Origin of the sequence: Micromonospora sp. CA-244673, assembly GCF_050948395.1 — a bacterium.
Lineage (GTDB): Bacteria > Actinomycetota > Actinomycetes > Mycobacteriales > Micromonosporaceae > Micromonospora.
The window spans coordinates 5,868,885-5,888,451 of sequence record NZ_CP192019.1; the positions used below are offsets into that span (position 1 = coordinate 5,868,885).

Sequence of the window (19,567 nt, forward strand, 5' to 3'; positions counted from 1 at the left end):
CGCTTTCGGAGACCCGGCGTGCGCCACCTGTTAGTTCGCGTACGGTGGCGGACATGTCCGACGCGCACCTCACCGAGCGTCCGGTCGACGACGGTCCCGAGCCGGTCGACCTGACCGACGAGCCGATCCGGCTGAGCCGCCGCGACCCTGCCCAGGAGCCCGAGCGCCGCCCCGTTTCCCGGCGGCGGAAGATCGCGCTCGCGGCCGCGCTGGCGGTCGGCCTGGCCGGCGCCGGGGCGCTCGGTCTCGGCGGCTGGCGGGTGCTGGCGGAGAAGGACACCGAGCTGAGCACGCCGGCCACGGTGGCCGGGCTCACCCGGGACGACAGCGACCGGGCCCGCAGCACCGCCGACTACCTGCGCGACGGCTTCGCCGCCGACATCGAGCTGGACCGGAGCTTCGGCACCGTCTACACCGACCCGGCGGACGCCAAGCGGTCGGTCCTCCTCTTCGGCGGCACCACGCTGCTGTGGCAGCCGGAGCGGGACCTGGACAGCCTCTTCGGGCTGATGGCCGACGAGACCGGCAAGGTGACCGGCCTGCGCGAGGTGGACGCCGGCGCCCTGGGCGGCGTGATGAAGTGCGGCACGACCAGCGGCGACGGCGGCGACTTCGCGGTCTGCGGCTGGGCCGACCACGGCAGCGTCGCGATGGGGATGTTTCCGGGCCGGTCCGTGGACGACTCCGCGGTGCTGTTCCGCCAGCTCCGCGAGGGCGTCCAGCACCGCTGACAATGCGGGCCACAAACGCAGTCAGGGCCACCCCGAAGGGTGGCCCTTCCGGCGGTGTCCTACTCTCCCACACCCTCCCGAGTGCAGTACCATCGGCGCTGGAGGGCTTAGCTTCCGGGTTCGGAATGTGACCGGGCGTTTCCCCTCCGCCATGACCGCCGTAACTCTATGAACATGTCAAAACAACCAACAGGTTGTTCGCTCGTTCAGAGTTGCACAGTGGACGCGTAGCAGCTTGGTAGTCAAGTCCTCGGCCTATTAGTACCGGTCAACTGAACCCGTTACCGGGCTTACATTTCCGGCCTATCAACCCAGTCGTCTAGCTGGGGGCCTTACCCCACAAAGTGGGTGGGATACCTCATCTTGAAGCGAGCTTCCCGCTTAGATGCTTTCAGCGGTTATCCCTTCCGAACGTAGCTAACCAGCCGTGCCCCTGGCGGGACAACTGGCACACCAGAGGTTCGTCCGTCCCGGTCCTCTCGTACTAGGGACAGCCCTTCTCAAGTATCCTACGCGCACGGCGGATAGGGACCGAACTGTCTCACGACGTTCTAAACCCAGCTCGCGTACCGCTTTAATGGGCGAACAGCCCAACCCTTGGGACCTGCTACAGCCCCAGGATGCGACGAGCCGACATCGAGGTGCCAAACCATCCCGTCGATATGGACTCTTGGGGAAGATCAGCCTGTTATCCCCGGGGTACCTTTTATCCGTTGAGCGACACCGCTTCCACATGCCAGTGCCGGATCACTAGTCCCGACTTTCGTCCCTGCTCGACCTGTCAGTCTCACAGTCAAGCTCCCTTGTGCACTTGCACTCAACACCTGATTGCCAACCAGGCTGAGGGAACCTTTGGGCGCCTCCGTTACCCTTTAGGAGGCAACCGCCCCAGTTAAACTACCCACCAGACACTGTCCCTGAACCGGATAACGGTCCGAAGTTAGATACCCAAATCAACCAGAGTGGTATTTCAAGATTGCCTCCACCCATACTGGCGTATGGACTTCACCGGCTCCCACCTATCCTACACAAGCTAACTCAAGTACCAATGTCAAGCTATAGTAAAGGTCCCGGGGTCTTTCCGTCCTGCCGCGCGTAACGAGCATCTTTACTCGTAGTGCAATTTCGCCGGGCCTGTGGTTGAGACAGTGGGGAAGTCGTTACGCCATTCGTGCAGGTCGGAACTTACCCGACAAGGAATTTCGCTACCTTAGGATGGTTATAGTTACCACCGCCGTTTACTGGCGCTTAAGTTCTCCGCTTCGCCCCGAAGAGCTAACAGGTCCCCTTAACGTTCCAGCACCGGGCAGGCGTCAGTCCATATACATCGAATTACTTCTTCGCATGGACCTGTGTTTTTAGTAAACAGTCGCTTCCCCCTGCTCTCTGCGGCCATACAACGCTCCACCCGCGCGGGGCTTCACGTCTCCGGCCCCCCTTCTCCCTAAGTTACGGGGGCAATTTGCCGAGTTCCTTAACCACAGTTCGCCCGATCGCCTCGGTATTCTCTACCTGACCACCTGTGTCGGTTTGGGGTACGGGCCGCTAAGAACTCGCTAGAGGCTTTTCTCGGCAGCATAGGATCACTGACTTCACCTGAATCGGCTCGGCATCACGTCTCAGCCTTCATGCGCCGCGGATTTGCCTACGGCACGGCCTACACGCTTACCCCGGCACAACCACCGGCCGGGCTCAGCTACCTTCCTGCGTCACCCCATCGCTTGACTACTACCCGCCAGGTTCCCACGCTCGCCTCGTTCGGTCCGAAGACCTCCCGAGGTTCGGGTGGTTAGCACAACGAGGTTCGTCAGGGTCGCTCTTTCGCGGGTACGGGAATATCAACCCGTTGTCCATCGACTACGCCTCTCGGCCTCGCCTTAGGTCCCGACTCACCCAGGGCGGATTAGCCTGGCCCTGGAACCCTTGGTCATCCGGCGGAAGGGTTTCTCACCCTTCTTTCGCTACTCATGCCTGCATTCTCACTCGTGCCGCGTCCACAACTAGGTCACCCCGTTGCTTCACTCGCGGCACGACGCTCCCCTACCCATCCACACACCTGCACAAGGAATCAAGTCCAAGCGAGGTTAAAATGTGAATGCCACAGCTTCGGCGGTGTGCTTGAGCCCCGCTACATTGTCGGCGCGGAACCACTTGACCAGTGAGCTATTACGCACTCTTTAAAGGGTGGCTGCTTCTAAGCCAACCTCCTGGTTGTCTATGCGACCCCACATCCTTTTCCACTTAGCACACGCTTAGGGGCCTTAGCTGGTGATCTGGGCTGTTTCCCTCTCGACTACGAAGCTTATCCCCCGCAGTCTCACTGCCGCGCTCTCACTTACCGGCATTCGGAGTTTGGCTGATTTCGGTAAGCTTGTGGGCCCCCTAGACCATCCAGTGCTCTACCTCCGGCAAGAAACACGCGACGCTGCACCTAAATGCATTTCGGGGAGAACCAGCTATCACGGAGTTTGATTGGCCTTTCACCCCTAACCACAGGTCATCCCCCAACTTTTCAACGTTGGTGGGTTCGGCCCTCCACGCGGTCTTACCCGCGCTTCAGCCTGCCCATGGCTAGATCACTCCGCTTCGGGTCTAGAGCATGCGACTGAATACGCCCTATTCAGACTCGCTTTCGCTACGGCTCCCCCACACGGGTTAACCTCGCCACATGCCACTAACTCGCAGGCTCATTCTTCAAAAGGCACGCCGTCACCCCGCAAGGCTCCGACGGATTGTAGGCGAACGGTTTCAGGTACTATTTCACTCCCCTCCCGGGGTACTTTTCACCATTCCCTCACGGTACTCGTCCGCTATCGGTCACCAGGAAGTATTTAGGCTTACCAGGTGGTCCTGGCAGATTCACGGCAGATTTCAGGGGTCCGCCGCTACTCGGGAACACCCACAGAAGGTCAGCAACTTTCACCTACCGGACTATCACCGTCTACGGTCAGCCTTTCCAGACTGTTCGACTAGCCACTGACTTTGTAACTTCTCGAGCGTGTGTCAGCACACTCAGCAGGGTCCCACAACCCCGACCACGCAACCCCTGACAGGTATCACACGCAGCCGGTTTAGCCTCAATCCGCTTTCGCTCGCCACTACTCACGGAATCACTTGTTGTTTTCTCTTCCTACGGGTACTGAGATGTTTCACTTCCCCGCGTTCCCTCCACACACCCTATGTGTTCAGGTGTGGGTGACACCACATGACTGGTGCCGGGTTTCCCCATTCGGACACCCTGGGATCACAGCTTGGTTGACAGCTCCCCCAGGCCTATCGCGGCCTCCCACGTCCTTCATCGGCTCCTGGTGCCAAGGCATCCACCGTTCGCCCTTGACAACTTGACCACAAAGATGCTCGCGTCCACTGTGCAATTCTCAACAAACGACCAACCCACAACCCGACACGCCCCACACCAAACCCGACATCCGCCGGCGGTATGCGAGGCCAGGCCATGCCTGGCGCCTCGACGAGCTCACGCCCGCCTCCAAGGCTCTGAAAGACAACCAGTGGTTGTTCCTTCAGGACCCAACAGGGTGCTCTCCATCCTCCCCAGCCGCACCAGGACTTCGTTCCACACCACCCGCGAAGGTGGCCGTACTAGAAGGAACCCGGCCGTTGCCAGGGAAAGGACTCGCCAGTGTCTCCGCCATTGAGCACCCCACCACCACATTCGGGCAGTGCGGGCTCCATACCGTCTTTCGACGGATGGTGCTCCTTAGAAAGGAGGTGATCCAGCCGCACCTTCCGGTACGGCTACCTTGTTACGACTTCGTCCCAATCGCCAGCCCCACCTTCGACGGCTCCCTCCACAAGGGTTGGGCCACCGGCTTCGGGTGTTGCCGACTTTCGTGACGTGACGGGCGGTGTGTACAAGGCCCGGGAACGTATTCACCGCAGCGTTGCTGATCTGCGATTACTAGCGACTCCGACTTCACGGGGTCGAGTTGCAGACCCCGATCCGAACTGAGACCGGCTTTTTGGGATTCGCTCCACCTCGCGGTATCGCAGCCCATTGTACCGGCCATTGTAGCATGCGTGAAGCCCTGGACATAAGGGGCATGATGACTTGACGTCATCCCCACCTTCCTCCGAGTTGACCCCGGCAGTCTTCGATGAGTCCCCGCCATAACGCGCTGGCAACATCGAACGAGGGTTGCGCTCGTTGCGGGACTTAACCCAACATCTCACGACACGAGCTGACGACAGCCATGCACCACCTGTGACCGCCCCCGAAGGACCTGCCATCTCTGACAGTTTTGCGGCCATGTCAAACCCAGGTAAGGTTCTTCGCGTTGCATCGAATTAATCCGCATGCTCCGCCGCTTGTGCGGGCCCCCGTCAATTCCTTTGAGTTTTAGCCTTGCGGCCGTACTCCCCAGGCGGGGCGCTTAATGCGTTAGCTGCGGCACAGGGAACCGGAGAGGCCCCCCACACCTAGCGCCCAACGTTTACAGCGTGGACTACCAGGGTATCTAATCCTGTTCGCTCCCCACGCTTTCGCTCCTCAGCGTCAGTATCGGCCCAGAGACCCGCCTTCGCCACCGGTGTTCCTCCTGATATCTGCGCATTTCACCGCTACACCAGGAATTCCAGTCTCCCCTACCGAACTCTAGCCTGCCCGTATCGACTGCAGGCCCGCAGTTGAGCTGCGGGTTTTCACAGTCGACGCGACAAGCCGCCTACGAGCTCTTTACGCCCAATAAATCCGGACAACGCTCGCGCCCTACGTCTTACCGCGGCTGCTGGCACGTAGTTGGCCGGCGCTTCTTCTGCAGGTACCGTCACTTACGCTTCGTCCCTGCTGAAAGAGGTTTACAACCCGAAGGCCGTCATCCCTCACGCGGCGTCGCTGCATCAGGCTTCCGCCCATTGTGCAATATTCCCCACTGCTGCCTCCCGTAGGAGTCTGGGCCGTGTCTCAGTCCCAGTGTGGCCGGTCGCCCTCTCAGGCCGGCTACCCGTCGTCGCCTTGGTAGGCCATCACCCCACCAACAAGCTGATAGGCCGCGAGCCCATCCCAGGCCGAAAAACTTTCCACCAAACCTCATGCGAGGAAAGGTCATATTCGGTATTAGCCCCGGTTTCCCGGGGTTATCCCAAAGCCTAGGGCAGGTTGCTCACGTGTTACTCACCCGTTCGCCGCTCGAGTACCCCGAAGGGCCTTTCCGCTCGACTTGCATGTGTTAAGCACGCCGCCAGCGTTCGTCCTGAGCCAGGATCAAACTCTCCAACAAAAATCTTTGTTGAACAATCATCCTGACAACAAAAGTGTTGCCAAAGGAATCCCAACCAGCAAACCCTCCCAAAGAAGAGCTGCCAGTCCGGGGTATAAATCAATTTGGCACTGGCTTATCAAGCACCCTGTTGAGTTCTCAAAGAACAACCACACACCATTCGGAAACCCCGCATCAGCAGGACCCCCGTCTGGGGCAACCTCTCCAACTTACCCGGTCCGACTTTCGCTGTCAACCTCGTGTTTGAGGTGATCAACTTGGTTCAGCCCGATCCACGCTGACGCACGCCGTATCCGGCGGTCGTTGCTGTTCGTGGATTCCGGCGGACCGGCCGATCGCCGCTTTCGCGGCCACCCGCCCGGCTCCCTGCCGGCTTTCGAACTCTACCCGGTCGGCTTCGCGATCGCAACCCCGTGTTTCTCGGAGTGTCTCGCACCGCCCGGATCCTCAGTCTGGCTCGGCGTTGCCCGCCACCAGCCTGGCGCCCGTTCTCGGCCAGTTTGTCCGGCCTCCCGCGTGCAGAGAGAAAGTTACGCGGACGGCTCCGAGAAGGCAAATCAGTGATCGTCACTGTCGTTCCCGTGCGTCGCGACGGCTCCGGCCGGAAGACCGCCGGGCTCGGACGGGACCACCGCGGGCCCATCCGTGCCAGAGTGTTCGGCATGGATGACGTGTCCCGGTTGCCGGCGGAGACGCTCGCCGAGGAAGCCCTGCTCGGGCTCCTGCTGCCGTTCTGGCAGCTGGTCATCGGCGCCTTCGTGCTCGCCGTCGTCCTGGCGTCGGTGGGACGTCTCGTCCGACGCGGTCCCTCACGGATGACCACGGCCCTGCTCGTCACCGCGGTGGCCATCGCCGGCTTCACGGTCGTCGGTGTGCTGCTGGAAGGCTGACTGGCTCGGAAGCGGAGCGGAGTCAGAGCCGCCGGTTGGCGAGGCTGGGCAGCTCGACGCGGATCGTCCGCAGCCGGTCCCGGTCCAGGTCGGTGACGGCCACGCCCGGCCCGTCGGCGACCTGGGTGAGCACGGTCCCCCACGGGTCCACCACCATGCTGCGCCCGAAGCAGGTCCGCCCCGGCTCGTGGTCACCGGTCTGGCCGGCGGCCGCCACGAAGCACTGGTTCTCGATGGCCCGGGCCCGGAGCAGCACCTCCCAGTGGTCGCGCCCGGTGTGCATCATGAACGCGGCCGGCACCACCAGCAGCTCCGCACCGCCCTCGACCGCCAGTTGCCGGTAGAGCTCGGGGAACCGGAGGTCGTAGCAGATCGACAGGCCCACCCGGAGGCCCTCGACGTCGACCACCACGGGCTTCTCCCCCGGCGCCACGGTGGCGGACTCGTGATAGGAGACGCGGCCGGGGATCTCCACGTCGTACAGGTGGATCTTGCGGTAGCTGGCGGCGAGCGCGCCGTCGCGGTCGAAGACCAGCGAGGTGTTCCAGGTGTGCTCGGGGTCCGGCCCGGCCTCGTGGAACGAGCCCGCGATCACCCACATGCCGAGCCGCCGGGCGGCGTCGGCGAAGAACCGGCCCACCACCCCGTCGACCGGTTCGGCCGGCGGCATGCCGGCGGCCGGGCCGAGGTAGTCGACGTACTCCGGGAGGACGGCGAGATCCGCGCCGGCCGCCGCGGCCCTGGCCAGCAGGGCCTCCGCGGCGGCGAGGTTCGCGGTCCGGTCGGCACGGGTGTTGAGCTGGCAGACGGCGACGCGCATGAGGCTCAGCGTACGGTCGGACGGCGGGCGGCGACAGGGCTCAGATGCTGGCCAGGACGAGCGCGCCGGCGGCGAAGCCGAGCCCGGCCAGTTGCACCGGGCGGAGCCGTTCCCGGTCGACCGCGAGCGCGAGCAGCACCGTGCTCGCCGGGTAGAGCGCGGCGATGGCGGCCACCACGCTCAGGTGCCCCCGGCCGGCGGCGGCGAGGAACAGCGCGTTGGCCGCCGAGTCCAGCAGGCCGGCCGCCGCGGCCCAGCGGAGCACCCGAGGTTCGAGCCGAAGGCGTACGCGGGTGCGCAGGGCGAGCGCCAGGCCGAACGCGATCGAACTGACCCGTACCGCGGCCACCGGACACATGCCGGCGCCCTCGTCGGCCTGGCCGAGCAGCGCGAAGAAGATCCCGAAGAGCAGCCCGGCGCCGAGCGCCATGCCGATCAGCCGGCCGGGCACCCGGCCGGTGGCGCCGCCCTCCCCCAGGCTGACCAGCGCGATGGCCACGACGGCCAGCCCGGCGCCGGCGAGCGCGAGAGCACCCGGCGAGTGGGCGGTGACCAGCCCGGCGACGATCGGCACGACCGCGGCGGTGATCGCGGTGATCGGTGCGACGACCGCCATCATGCCGCCGGCCAGGGCCTTGTAGAGCAGCATCACGCCGGCCGCGCCCGCCACGCCGGCGAGCAGCCCCCACGTCAGGTCCAGCGAGCCGGGCGTGCCCGGCACGATCAGCACGAGCGCGAGCAGCAGCGGGACGCTGAGCAGTTGCGACACCACGGTCACCGCAACCGGGTCGGCGTGCCGGGACGCCTTGCCGCCGGAGAAGTCGGCCGTGCCGAACGCGACCGCGGAGACCGCCGCGAGCACAATGGGGAACATCAGGCAGTCGTACCACAATATTGACCGCGAAGGATAGTGTGATGACCGACGCCGGAGGGCGGGTGGGCGCGGTGACCTCCGCGGTCGCCCGACAGGTACGCGAGCTGCGGGCCGCCCGCGGCTGGTCCTTCGAGGAGCTTGCCGGCCGCTCCGGGGTGAGCAAGGGCATGCTCGTGCAGATCGAGGGGGCGCGGACCAACCCGAGCGTCGGCACCCTCTGCCGGGTGGCCGACGCGTTCGGCGTCAACATCGCCCGGCTGCTGGAGCCGGCCGAGGAGAGCACCGTACGGGTCTCCCGGGCCGGCGACGCGCCGGTGCTGTGGCGGGGCGAGCACGGCGGCACGGCGCGGCTGCTCAGCGGGCTCGGCGAGCCGGACCTGGTCGAGCTCTGGGAGTGGCGGTTGGAGCCCGGCGAGGCGCACCGCTCCCCCGACCATCCGCGCGGCACCCGGGAGGTGCTGCACGTGCTGGCCGGGACCGTCACGGTCACCGTCGAGGGCGTCGACCACGAGGTACGCGCCGGCGAGACGGTCGAGTTCCACGCCGACCGCGAGCACGGCTACCGCACCGCGGGCGACGAGCCGGCGCGGTTGATGATGGTGGCGGTCACCCCGTCGGGCGAGTGGGACCGGCGGACCCGGTCACGCGGACCGCGCCCGAGCTGACCCGGGCGCGGTCGCGGTGGCGGTCAGGCCGACTTCTCCTCGCGGTCCCGGCGGGCCCGCCGGCCGGTGAACTCGCGGGGCACGATCGTCGGGTTGACGTTCTCCAGGACGACCTCGCGGGTGATCAGCACCCGGGCGGCGTCGGGGTTGCTCGGCACCTCGTACATCACGGAGAGCAGGACCTCTTCCATGATCGCCCGCAGGCCGCGGGCACCGGTGCCGCGGAGCATGGCCTGGTCGGCGATGGCCTCCAGCGCGGGCTGCTCGAACTCCAGCTCGACGCCGTCGAGCTCGAAGAGCCGCTGGTATTGCCGGACCAGGGCGTTGCGCGGCTCGGTGAGGATGCGGACCAGCGCGCTGCGGTCGAGGCTGCGCACGTTGGTGATCACCGGGAGCCGGCCGATGAACTCGGGGATCAGCCCGAACTTGAGCATGTCCTCCGGCATGACCTGGCTGAAGATGTCGTCGGTCGACCGCTCGGAGACCGACCGGAGCCGGGCGCCAAAGCCGGTGCCGCCGGAGCCGGTGCGGGCCTCGATGATCTGGTCGAGGCCGGCGAAGGCGCCGCCACAGATGAACAGCACGTTGGTCGTGTCGATCTGGATGAACTCCTGGTGCGGGTGCTTGCGCCCGCCCTGCGGCGGCACGTTGGCCACCGTGCCTTCCAGCATCTTCAGCAGCGCCTGCTGCACGCCCTCACCGGAGACGTCCCGGGTGATCGACGGGTTCTCCGACTTCCGGGCGATCTTGTCGACCTCGTCGATGTAGATGATCCCGGTCTCGGCGCGCTTGATGTCGTAGTCGGCCGCCTGGATCAGCTTGAGGAGGATGTTCTCCACGTCCTCACCGACGTAGCCCGCCTCAGTGAGCGCCGTCGCGTCGGCGATCGCGAACGGGACGTTGAGCATCCGGGCCAGGGTCTGCGCCAGGTGGGTCTTGCCGCACCCGGTCGGGCCGAGCAGCAGGATGTTGGACTTGGCCAGCTCGACGCCGTCGCTGCCCGAACCCGGGGCGCCGGCCGACTCGGCCTGGATCCGCTTGTAGTGGTTGTAGACCGCGACGGCGAGCGCCTTCTTGGCCTGCTCCTGACCGACGACGTAGTTGTCGAGGAACTGGCAGATCTCCATCGGCTTGGGAAGCTCTTCCCACTTCACCTCGCCGGACTCGGCCAGCTCCTCCTCGATGATCTCGTTGCAGAGATCGATGCACTCGTCGCAGATGTAGACCCCGGGGCCCGCGATGAGCTTCTTGACCTGCTTCTGCGACTTGCCACAGAAGGAGCACTTCAGTAGGTCGCCGCCGTCACCGATCCGTGCCACCTACGTTCTCCCTGCACTCGTCGGCCGGTGCGCCGGCCCCTGACCTGCGGGCGCCGATGCGCCCGTCCGTCCTGTCGTCCCACCTCGCCGGTCCGACCCAACGAAGCGGCACAGACCCGACGTTACCCGCTGCCGGAGGTTTCTCCGACCCCCAAAACGGGTGTGTCAGAGGTCGGCCGGGAACGATGCCCCGGCCGACCTCCGACCTCGCACTGCTCAGCCCGCGGCGTGAGACGCCAGCAGACCCTTCTTGCGGCTGGTCAGGATGGTGTCGACCAGCCCGTACTCCTTGGACTCCTCGGCCGTCATGATCTTGTCACGGTCGATGTCCTTGCGGACCTGCTCGATCGGGCGGTTGCAGTGCCGGGACAGCATGTCCTCCAACTGCGTCCGCATCCGCAGGATCTCCCGGGCCTGGATCTCGATGTCGGACCCCTGCCCGTAGCCGCCCTCGGTGGCCGGCTGGTGGATGATGATCCGGGAGTTGGGCAGCGCCATCCGCTTGCCCGGGGTGCCCGCCGAGAGCAGCACCGCCGCCGCGCTGGCCGCCTGGCCCAGGCAGACGGTCTGGATGTCCGGGCGGACGTACTGCATGGTGTCGTAGATCGCCGTCATGGCGGTGAACGAGCCACCCGGCGAGTTGATGTACATGATGATGTCGCGGTCCGGGTCGGTGCCCTCCAGCGTCAGCAGCTGGGCCATCACGTCGTTGGCCGACGCGTCGTCCACCTGGACGCCGAGGAAGATGATCCGGTCCTCGAAGAGCTTGTTGTACGGGTTGGACTCCTTCATCCCGTACGACGTGCGCTCGACGAACGACGGCAGCACGTAGCGGTTGTGCACGGCCGCGAACTGGGGCGGCAGGCTCAGGTCGGTCATCGTCAGCTCCTCAGCTCAGGGTCCCGGCGCCATCCGGAACCTGCGCGGCCCCGATGATCACCTTGTCGATGAAGCCGTAGTCCATGGCCTCCTGGGCGGTGAACCAGCGGTCCCGGTCCGAGTCCGCCTCGATCTGCGCCTGGCTCTGGCCGGTGTGGTGGGCGACCCGCTCCTGGAACATCCGCTTCGTGTAGAGCATCTGCTCGGCCTGAATCGCGATGTCCGACGCGGTGCCGCCGAGGCCACCGGAGGGCTGGTGCATCATGATCCGCGCGTGCGGCAGGGCGTAGCGCTTGCCCTTGGTGCCCGCGCAGAGCAGGAGCTGGCCCATCGACGCGGCCATGCCCATGGCCACGGTCGACACGTCGTTGTCGATGAACTGCATGGTGTCGTAGATCGCCATGCCGGAGTAGACCGAGCCACCCGGCGAGTTGATCCAGAGGTTGATGTCGCGGTCCGGGTCCTCCGCCGCGAGCAGCAGGAGCTGCGCGCAGATGCGGTTGGCGACCTGGTCGGTCACCTCGCTGCCCAGGAAGATGATCCGCTCCTTGAGCAACCGGTTGTAGACCGAGTCGTCGAGGTTGCCAATGGAGTCGCCACCACGGGCCTCGATCGCCCGGAGCGACTTCTTGGGGATGTGCATGTCGGTCATGGCAGCCCTTCGCTCTCCGTACCGTCCTACCCGACACTAACCGCTCAGCCGGGAGGCGTACTCCCGGTCGGGGCACTGTTCGCTCTCAGCGCAGTCACCCTTCGGGCGTACCCGGAAAAGGGTTTCGGCCGCCGCCCGGCGCTCAGCGCGGGACGGCGGCCGACACCGACGATCAGTGCTGGTGGTCGTGCTCGGCCTCGTTCTGGGCACGCAGCGCGTCGAGGGTGACCTCGTTGCCCGCCGAGTCCTTGATCTTGATCTTCTCCATGACCGCGGCGAGCGCCTTGCCCCGGCGGACGTCGCCGAAGACGGCCTGCGCGGCGCCGGAGCGGACCAGCTGGTCGTAGTACTGCTGCGGAGCCATCCCGGCACGCTGGGCGCGGTGGACGATCTCGTGACCGAACTCGTCGTCGGAGACCTGGACGTCCTCGGCGTCGGCCAGGGTGTCCAGCAGGAGCTGGATCTTGACGCCCTCGGTCGCGGCCTCGGTCAGCTCGGTGTCGATCTGCTCCTCGGTCTTCTCCTCCGCGGCGAGGTATTCCTCGAGGGAGGCGCCGATGCGCTCGAGCTGGTCGATCATCGCGGCCTTGCGGCTCTCGACCTCCTCCTTGACGACACCCTCGGGCGCCGGCACCTCGGCGGCGGCGACCATCTGCTCCAGGGCCTTGTCCCGGGCGGCGTAGATCTGCTCGACCTGCTTGCCGCGGCTGACCCGCTCGCGCAGGTCGTTGCGCAGCTCCTCGATGGTGTCGAACTCGCTGGCCAGCTGGGCGAAGTCGTCGTCGAGCTCGGGCAGCTCCTTCTCCTTGACCGTGCGGACGGTCACCGCCACGTCGGCGTCCCGGCCGGCGTAGTCGCCGCCGACCAGCTGGGTGGAGAAGGTGGTGCTGTCGCCGGCGGCCAGGCCGACCAGCGCCTCGTCCAGGCCCGGCAGGAGCTGCTTGCTGCCGACCTCGTGCGAGATGTTGCTCGCCTGCCCGCCCGGCACGTCCTCGCCGTCGACGGTGGCGTTCAGGTCGATCTGGACGTAGTCGCCCTCCTGGGCGGCCCGCTCGACGGTCTTCAGCGTGGCGAACCGCTCGCGCAGGCTGTTGACCTGCTCGTCGATCTCGCTGTCCGCGATCTGGATCTCGTCGACGGTCACCTCGATGGTGGCCGGGTCCGGCAGGGTGATCTCCGGACGGACGTCCACCTCGGCGGTGAAGTTGAGCGAGTCACCGTCGTTGAACTCGGTGATCTCGACCTCCGGGCGGCCGAGCGTCTTCAGGTCGTGCTCCCGGACCGCGGCCAGAATGTTCTCCGGGATGGCCTCCTGCACCGCCTCGTTGAGGACGGTGCCCCGGCCCACCCGCTGGTCGATCACGGCGGAGGGAACCTTGCCCCGGCGGAAGCCGGGAACCTGGACCTGCTGGCCGATCTCCCGGTACGCCTTCCTGAGGCTCGGCTCGAGCTCGACGAACGGCACCTCGATGGCGAGCCGCACGCGCGTCGGGCTCAGAGTCTCGACGGTGCTCTTCACAGGCGTACTCCTTGACGGATCTCAGTTGAGTCTGGGCGTGTTTGCGCGCATCGAGTGTAGGCGAGCCGGCCTGCGGCATCGGCAGCGCCCGGGTACCGCCCGGAAAAAGTCGGCGGTTCCCGGACGACCCGGTCGCGAACGACAGTCGGGGTGGCGGGATTTGAACCCACGGCCCCTCGCTCCCAAAGCGAGTGCGCTACCAAGCTGCGCCACACCCCGTGGCGACGAAGAGTCTATGCCGTCCAGGCCCGCCGGACGGTCACCGGGGGCGCGTCGCCGGTGGTTCGGAGCGACGCACGGTACGGGGCCGCGCGTCCGGTTCGGGGATTCGGTAGGCTGTCGGGCGCGTCCCGCGAGAGCGGGATGATCGCGGGCGTAGCTCAATGGCAGAGCTTCAGTCTTCCAAACTGACGGTGCGGGTTCGATTCCCGTCGCCCGCTCCACCCATCTCCGGCCCAGGTCGGAGACCGCATCCCCCATCCTGGGCCGTTTGCCCACTCCCCCGCTCTGATCTTGGGGCCATCCGTGGGCCGCCGGCCGGCAGGTGACGACGTTCCGACATCACAGCTTGAGTCGTCGGGGCGTTCCGGCGACCAGATCCTCCGCACGTCTGCGACGGAACTCCAGCACGGTCAACGCCGTGGCGATCAGCGGTCCCAGCGGCAGTACGAACACCAGGTAGGTCGCCCACGGCCTCGTCCCCAGGAGAAATCCCGCGGCCAACGGCACCGTCCAGGACCAGGCCAGCACGCCCGGTCCCCACAGCCGCCACGGCGATGCCCCTGGTACGGCCTCCCGGAGGTCTAGCCGCCCGAGGCAGGCACCGATCACACCGGCCCACGTGACAAACAGGAGCACTACCCACAGGAGGTAACCGAGCCCTTCCACGGCGGGATTGTGGCCTTCCGGGAGAGCCGGAGACAATCCCCGCCCGGACGACGACGGACGGGTCCCGGGCCGGTCGACCGCTTCCCGGCGCGAGGCTGCGCGCGGGCAAGTCCCGATTGTCGGGGTCGGTCACCTGCATGCCGTCCCGGCGGCCCGGCGTCGGCCGCGCCGGGGATCGGCGGGCGGCGAGGGCTGCGTACGATGCGGGGCCGGACATCCCCTCGTCGGGTGGAGGTAGCGAAGGATGTCAGGCCAGCGGGACGGTTTCGCCCTCGGCGTGGACCTCGGCACCTCGAACACGGTGGCCGTGCTGCGCTGGCCGGACGGGCGTACCCGCCCGTTGCTGGTGGAGGGTGGGCCGATCCTTCCGTCCGGTGTGTACGCCGACACCGACGGGCGCCTGCACGTCGGGCGGGACGCGCTGCGGCTCGCCCACGCCGACCCGGACCGCTACGAGCCGAACCCGAAGCGCCGCGTCGACGAGGCTGAGGTGACGCTCGGCGACCGCCGGCACGCGCCGGCCGAACTGCTGGGCGCGGTGCTGCGCGCGGTGGGCGAGGCCGCCGTCGGTGCGCTCGGGTTCCTGCCGCCCGCGGTGGTCACCTGCCCGGCCACCTGGGACGCCGGCCGGCGACAGGTGCTCGCCGAGGCGCTCGCCCTGGCCGGCTGGCCGTCGGCGGCCGAGCACACCCTCTCCGGCCCCATCCCGCCCGGGACCCGGCTGCTGCGCGAGCCGGTCGCGGCGGCGCGCTACTACACCGAGGTGCTGAGCCGGCCGGTTCCGGTGGGCGAGTCGGTGGCCGTCTTCGACTTCGGCGGCGGGACGCTGGACGTCGCCGTGGTCCGCAACGAGGGCGCGGACCCGTGGGGTGACTCCGGCTTCACGGTCATCTCCTGCGGCGGCCTCGACGACCTGGGCGGGCTGGACCTGGACGCCGCCCTGCTCGCGCTGGTCGGTGAGCGGGTCGCCGCCACACACCCCGCGCAGTGGGCGCGGCTGAGCGAGCCGGCCGACACCACGCAGTGGCGGGAGCGGCTGCAGTTCGTCGAGCACGTCCGGGGCGCGAAGGAGATGCTGTCCCGCGCCACGGCGGCCCCGGTGGCGGTGCCCGGTGTCCCGGCCGCCGTGTCGCTGACCCGGGCGGAGCTGGAGGGGGTGGCCACCCCGCTGCTGCGGCGGGCGGTCGCCGAGACCCGGCGGGTGATCGCCGCGGCCGGGCTGACCCCGGAGCGGCTGGCCGGGCTGTTCCTGGTGGGCGGCTCGTCCCGGATCCCGCTGGTGGCGCGGCTGCTCCACGCCGAGCTGGGCATCGCGCCGACCGTGCTGGAGCAGCCCGAGCTGCCCGTCGCCGAGGGTGCGCTGACCGACCTGCCGCTGCGGCGGAACCGGCCGGCCACCCCGCCGCTACCGCTGGCCCCCGTCGGGGCGGCGCCCGCCGGTGCGCCGGCCGCAGCGACCCCGGACGCCGGCCCGGCCGGCACCCTGCCCGGTCTCGGCCCCGCCGGCACGCTGCCCGCCGGGATGCCACCCGCCGCCGACCAGAAGACTCCCGTTCTCCCGGCCGGCAGCGCGCCGGCCCCGGACGGCACCACCGTCGCCGCGCGACCGCCGCATCCGGTCGCCGCCGGCGCGCCGCTCGCCGCCGGGCCCAACGGCACGGCCGTCGCCCCGCACTCACCCGCCCCGGGTACGCCGGACCCTGCCCTGCCGCCGTACGGCTCGCCGGCGGGCGTACCCGCGCACGGGCCCGGGATCCCGCACCAGCCGGGCGGGCCGCCGGGCTGGCCCGGCGTACCCGGGAACGGGACGCCGGGGTTCCGGTCCGGCGAGGGCCGGCGGCGGCGAGCCCTCTGGATCTCGGTCGGCGCGGCGGCCGCCCTGGCCGGGGTGGTCACGGCGAGCGTCCTCTACCTCACCTGGGACCGCCACCCGGAGCTGGACTTCGCGGCGTTCGGCAAGGGCATCCGGGTCGCGGGTGCCACCGAGCGGCCCGTGGAGATGTTCACGGCGGTCGCGGGCGACCGGGCCTACCTGGCCTATCCGCGCGAGGACAAACGGCTGGCGGTGGTGGCCGTCGAGGCTGGCAGCGGCAAGGAGCTGTGGCACGGGGAGAGCGCCACCACGGCCGACCAGTGGGCCGGCGTGGTCGCGTTGCCCGGCGCGGTGGCGCTGCTCGCGGACGCCGCGGGCAGCAGCACCCCGCGGCAGCTCGAGGTGCTCGACGGCGGGTCCGGGAAGCCGCGCTGGCAGCACACCGTGCGCGGGGACGACGAGATGTTCGTCGGCAAGGACGTGGTGGCGCTCACCGACCACGAGCGGAATCGCCTGGTCGGCCTCGACCTGCGCCAGGGCACCGAGCGCTGGGAGCAGCTCGACGTGACCGACCAGTACCGCAACACCCGCAACAGCGTGCACCCGGTGACCACCGACGAGGCGGTGTCCGGCCCCGGGTACGGCGACGGGTCGCCCCGCGACCCGGAGCAGGGCCCGGTCGAGCAGCTCGTGCAGGTGAGCGCGGACGAGTCGGTCCGGCTGATCGACCTCAGCTCCGGTGGTGAGATCCGCCGGTGGAAGGCGGTGGCCGAGCCGGACGACCTGGTGGCCGCCCACGAGGACCGGCTCTACGTGGCGGGCGACGACGGGCGGCTGCTCGCGTACGACCTGGGGAAGCAGGCGCAGCCGAGCGTGCTCTACCGGGCCGAGGACGACGACCGGCGGGCCAAGGCGCTGGCGCCCTGCGGGGAGCACCGGGCCTGCCTGCTGGAGGTGACCGGCTCCGACGACAAGACGGCGCAGGTGGTGGCCGCCGGGGAGGGCCAGGGCGTCAAGGAGTGGGCGGCGCCCGGGATGACGCAGCTCGTGCCGGTGGGCGAGCGGGTGCTGGCCCGGCGGATCTACCCGGAGCCGGCGGCGACGCTCTTCGCGGCGGACGGCACGCGGGTGCTCGACGACGAGGAAGGGGTGGCCGTCCGGGTCGACGCCGGCAACCTGCTGCTCTTCGCCGACCCGCTGGGCAGCGGGGTGGACGACCGCAGCGTGGCCGGGGTGGGCGCCGGATCGGGCAGGATGGCCCCGCTCGGCGAGCTGAAGGACGTGCGTGGCGACTCCTGCTCGTGGAACACCGAGGTCATCGCCTGCGGCTCCGAGAAGGACTTCGTCATCCACCGCTTCGTCAAGGAGTAGCCCCGAGGTCACGGAAGACCGCCAGCGCCGCCGGGTCCTCGATGGTCGGCGGCACCGGCTCGTCCCGGCCCTCGACCAGCCCGCGCATGGTCCGGCGGAGGATCTTGCCGGAGCGGGTCTTGGGCAGCGCCGGCACCACGGTCACCCGGCGGAACGCGGCCACCGGCCCGATCCGCTGCCGCACCAGGGCGACCAGCTCGCCGGCGAGCGCGTCCGGGTCCGCCCCGGCGCCGGCCTTGAGCACCACGTACCCGCTGGGCACCTGCCCCTTGAGCGGGTCGGCCACACCGATCACCGCGCACTCGGCGACCGCCGGGTGCGCCGCCAGCACCTCCTCCATCGCCCCGGTGGAGAGCCGGTGCCCGGCCACGTTGATCACGTCGTCGGTGCGGCCCATCACGTAGAGGTAGCCGTCGTCGTCGAACCGGCCGCCGTCGCCCGTCAGGTAGTAACCCGGGAAGGCGGCCAGGTAGGACCGGACGTAGCGCTCGTCGTCGCCCCACAGGGTGGGCAGGCAGCCGGGCGGCAGGGGCAGCCGGATCACGATCGAGCCGTCGGTGCCCGGCGGCACCTCCCGGCCGCCGCCGTCGACCACCCGGACGTCGTACCCGGGGACGGGCACCGACGGGGACCCGGGCTTGATCGGCAGCGGTTCCAGGCCGCGCGGGTTCGCCGCCACCGGCCAGCCGGTCTCGGTCTGCCACCAGTTGTCCACCACGGGCACGCCGAGCCGCTCCCCCGCCCACGCCCAGGTGTCCGGGTCGAGCCGCTCGCCGGCCAGGAAGAGGGTGCGCAGGCTGCTCAGGTCGTACCCGGCCAGGAGCGCGCCGTCCGGGTCCTGCCGGCGGATCGCCCGGATCGCGGTGGGCGCGGTGAACAGGGCGGCCACCCGGTGTTGGGCGACCACCCGCCAGAACGCCCCGGCGTCCGGGGTGCCGACCGGCTTGCCCTCGTAGAGCACGGTGGTCGCGCCGGTGAGCAGCGGCGCGTACACGATGTAGGAGTGGCCGACCACCCAGCCCACGTCGGAGGCCGCCCAGAAGACGTCGCCCGGCTCGATGCCGTAGACGTTCCGCATCGACCAGCGCAGCGCCACGGCGTGCCCGCCGTTGTCCCGGACCACGCCCTTGGGCCGGCCGGTCGTGCCGGAGGTGTAGAGGACGTAGAGCGGGTCGGTGGCGGCGACCGGCACGCACTCCACCGGTTCGGCGTCGGCCATCACCTCGTCCCAGGCCAGGTCGCGGCCGGGGAGCAGCGGAGCGGGCTCCTGGGGGCGCTGCACGATCACGCAGTGCGCCGGGGCGTGGGTCGCCTCGTCCAGTGCGGCGGCGAGGATCGGGTGGTACGGCACCACCCGGTCCACCTCGATGCCGCAGGAGGTGGCGACCACCACGGCCGGCCGCGCGTCGTCGATCCGGACGGCCAGCTCGTGGGCGGCGAAGCCGCCGAAGACCACCGAGTGCACCGCGCCGATCCGGGCGCAGGCCAGCATGGCGATCACCGCCTCCGGCACCATGGCCAGGTAGAGCAGCACCCGGTCGCCCCGGCCGACGCCGAGCCGGCGCAGCGCACCGGCGAACCGGGCGGTCTCGGCGAGCAGCTCGGCGTAGGTGAGGGTGCGGACCGTGCCGGTGACCGGGCTGTCGTGGATCACCGCGGGCTGGTCGCCCCGGCCGGCGGCCACGTGCCGGTCCAGCGCGTTGTGGCAGGTGTTCAGCACGCCGTCGGGGAACCAGCGGTACAGCGGCGCGCCGTCGTCGTCGAGGATCCGCTCCGGTGCCCGGTGCCAGTCGATGTCCGCCGCGGCCTCCCGCCAGAAGCCGGCCGGGTCGGCGATGCTCCGCTCGTACGCTGATCGATACGCGCCCATCCCGTCATGCTGGCCGCAGGCCCGGGCCGGCGCAACGGC

The 19,567-nt window shown here is 68.6% G+C and carries 12 protein-coding genes, 2 tRNA genes and 3 rRNA genes; 5 read left to right on the forward strand and 12 right to left on the reverse strand.

What is annotated here, in order from left to right:
• Positions 1–53: 53 nt before the first annotated feature.
• Positions 54–731: a hypothetical protein gene (locus tag ACQP12_RS26840; protein ID WP_433282950.1), complete on the forward strand. Its 678-nt coding sequence runs from the start codon at positions 54–56 to the stop codon at positions 729–731.
• A 46-nt stretch (positions 732–777) separates the two neighbouring features.
• Here ACQP12_RS26840 and rrf read toward each other — a convergent pair.
• From rrf to ACQP12_RS26855, 3 genes are all read right to left on the reverse strand, one after another.
• Positions 778–894, reverse strand: a 5S ribosomal RNA gene (gene rrf, locus ACQP12_RS26845).
• Between the two features lie 75 nt (positions 895–969).
• A 23S ribosomal RNA gene (locus tag ACQP12_RS26850) occupies positions 970–4,078 on the reverse strand.
• A gap of 375 nt (positions 4,079–4,453) precedes the next feature.
• Positions 4,454–5,968 (reverse strand): 16S ribosomal RNA (locus ACQP12_RS26855).
• Together the 16S, 23S and 5S rRNA genes form the textbook arrangement of a ribosomal RNA operon.
• A 662-nt stretch (positions 5,969–6,630) precedes the next feature.
• Here ACQP12_RS26855 and ACQP12_RS26860 point away from each other — a divergent pair.
• Positions 6,631–6,858: a hypothetical protein gene (locus tag ACQP12_RS26860; RefSeq protein ID WP_357951175.1), complete on the forward strand. Its 228-nt coding sequence runs from the start codon at positions 6,631–6,633 to the stop codon at positions 6,856–6,858.
• Between the two features lie 22 nt (positions 6,859–6,880).
• Here ACQP12_RS26860 and ACQP12_RS26865 read toward each other — a convergent pair whose 3' ends face one another.
• Entirely contained in the window at positions 6,881–7,678 is a 798-nt protein-coding gene (locus ACQP12_RS26865) for a carbon-nitrogen hydrolase family protein (RefSeq protein WP_433282952.1), read from the reverse strand.
• Between the two features lie 40 nt (positions 7,679–7,718).
• Positions 7,719–8,552 (reverse strand): EamA family transporter, encoded by an 834-nt coding sequence (locus ACQP12_RS26870; protein ID WP_433282954.1) that lies wholly within the window; start codon positions 8,550–8,552, stop codon positions 7,719–7,721.
• A gap of 41 nt (positions 8,553–8,593) precedes the next feature.
• On the opposite strand from ACQP12_RS26870, the gene ACQP12_RS26875 reads away from it, so the two are divergent.
• A complete protein-coding gene (locus tag ACQP12_RS26875; protein WP_357951184.1) occupies positions 8,594–9,217 on the forward strand; it encodes a helix-turn-helix domain-containing protein in 624 nt (207 codons plus the stop codon).
• 23 nt (positions 9,218–9,240) lie between these two features.
• Here the strand turns inward: ACQP12_RS26875 and clpX are convergent, their stop codons facing one another.
• From clpX to ACQP12_RS26900, 5 genes are all read right to left on the reverse strand, one after another.
• Entirely contained in the window at positions 9,241–10,536 is a 1,296-nt protein-coding gene (gene clpX / locus ACQP12_RS26880; RefSeq protein WP_357951186.1) for an ATP-dependent Clp protease ATP-binding subunit ClpX, read from the reverse strand.
• 216 nt (positions 10,537–10,752) lie between these two features.
• Positions 10,753–11,415 (reverse strand): ATP-dependent Clp protease proteolytic subunit, encoded by a 663-nt coding sequence (locus tag ACQP12_RS26885; protein ID WP_013288034.1) that lies wholly within the window; start codon positions 11,413–11,415, stop codon positions 10,753–10,755.
• Positions 11,416–11,425: 10 nt separating this feature from the next.
• Positions 11,426–12,067, reverse strand: coding sequence for an ATP-dependent Clp protease proteolytic subunit (locus ACQP12_RS26890; protein WP_088960728.1), 642 nt, complete (start codon positions 12,065–12,067; stop codon positions 11,426–11,428).
• A gap of 172 nt (positions 12,068–12,239) precedes the next feature.
• Positions 12,240–13,586, reverse strand: a complete 1,347-nt coding sequence (gene tig, locus ACQP12_RS26895) for a trigger factor (RefSeq protein ID WP_433282958.1) — start codon at positions 13,584–13,586, stop codon at positions 12,240–12,242.
• 145 nt (positions 13,587–13,731) lie between these two features.
• A tRNA-Pro gene (locus ACQP12_RS26900) sits at positions 13,732–13,805 on the reverse strand.
• Between the two features lie 150 nt (positions 13,806–13,955).
• Between ACQP12_RS26900 and ACQP12_RS26905 the strand changes: the two genes are divergently transcribed.
• Positions 13,956–14,029, forward strand: a tRNA-Gly gene (locus ACQP12_RS26905).
• Between the two features lie 118 nt (positions 14,030–14,147).
• Here ACQP12_RS26905 and ACQP12_RS26910 read toward each other — a convergent pair.
• Positions 14,148–14,474 (reverse strand): hypothetical protein, encoded by a 327-nt coding sequence (locus ACQP12_RS26910; protein ID WP_433282960.1) that lies wholly within the window; start codon positions 14,472–14,474, stop codon positions 14,148–14,150.
• A gap of 244 nt (positions 14,475–14,718) precedes the next feature.
• Between ACQP12_RS26910 and ACQP12_RS26915 the strand changes: the two genes are divergently transcribed.
• Positions 14,719–17,658, forward strand: coding sequence for an Hsp70 family protein (locus tag ACQP12_RS26915; protein WP_433282962.1), 2,940 nt, complete (start codon positions 14,719–14,721; stop codon positions 17,656–17,658).
• Here the strand turns inward: ACQP12_RS26915 and ACQP12_RS26920 are convergent.
• Positions 17,648–19,528, reverse strand: a complete 1,881-nt coding sequence (locus ACQP12_RS26920; RefSeq protein WP_433282964.1) for a propionyl-CoA synthetase — start codon at positions 19,526–19,528, stop codon at positions 17,648–17,650. The genes ACQP12_RS26915 and ACQP12_RS26920 overlap by 11 nt on opposite strands.
• Between the last annotated feature and the right edge of the window lie 39 nt (positions 19,529–19,567).

Coding starts and splice junctions, on each gene's coding strand:
- ACQP12_RS26840 (WP_433282950.1), top strand. CDS start 54: ATGTCCGACGCGCACCTCACCGAGCGTCCGGTCGACGACGGTCCCGAG.
- ACQP12_RS26860 (WP_357951175.1), top strand. CDS start 6,631: ATGGATGACGTGTCCCGGTTGCCGGCGGAGACGCTCGCCGAGGAAGCC.
- ACQP12_RS26865 (WP_433282952.1), bottom strand. CDS start 7,678: ATGCGCGTCGCCGTCTGCCAGCTCAACACCCGTGCCGACCGGACCGCG.
- ACQP12_RS26870 (WP_433282954.1), bottom strand. CDS start 8,552: ATGTTCCCCATTGTGCTCGCGGCGGTCTCCGCGGTCGCGTTCGGCACG.
- ACQP12_RS26875 (WP_357951184.1), top strand. CDS start 8,594: ATGACCGACGCCGGAGGGCGGGTGGGCGCGGTGACCTCCGCGGTCGCC.
- ACQP12_RS26885 (WP_013288034.1), bottom strand. CDS start 11,415: ATGACCGACCTGAGCCTGCCGCCCCAGTTCGCGGCCGTGCACAACCGC.
- ACQP12_RS26890 (WP_088960728.1), bottom strand. CDS start 12,067: ATGACCGACATGCACATCCCCAAGAAGTCGCTCCGGGCGATCGAGGCC.
- ACQP12_RS26915 (WP_433282962.1), top strand. CDS start 14,719: ATGTCAGGCCAGCGGGACGGTTTCGCCCTCGGCGTGGACCTCGGCACC.
- ACQP12_RS26920 (WP_433282964.1), bottom strand. CDS start 19,528: ATGGGCGCGTATCGATCAGCGTACGAGCGGAGCATCGCCGACCCGGCC.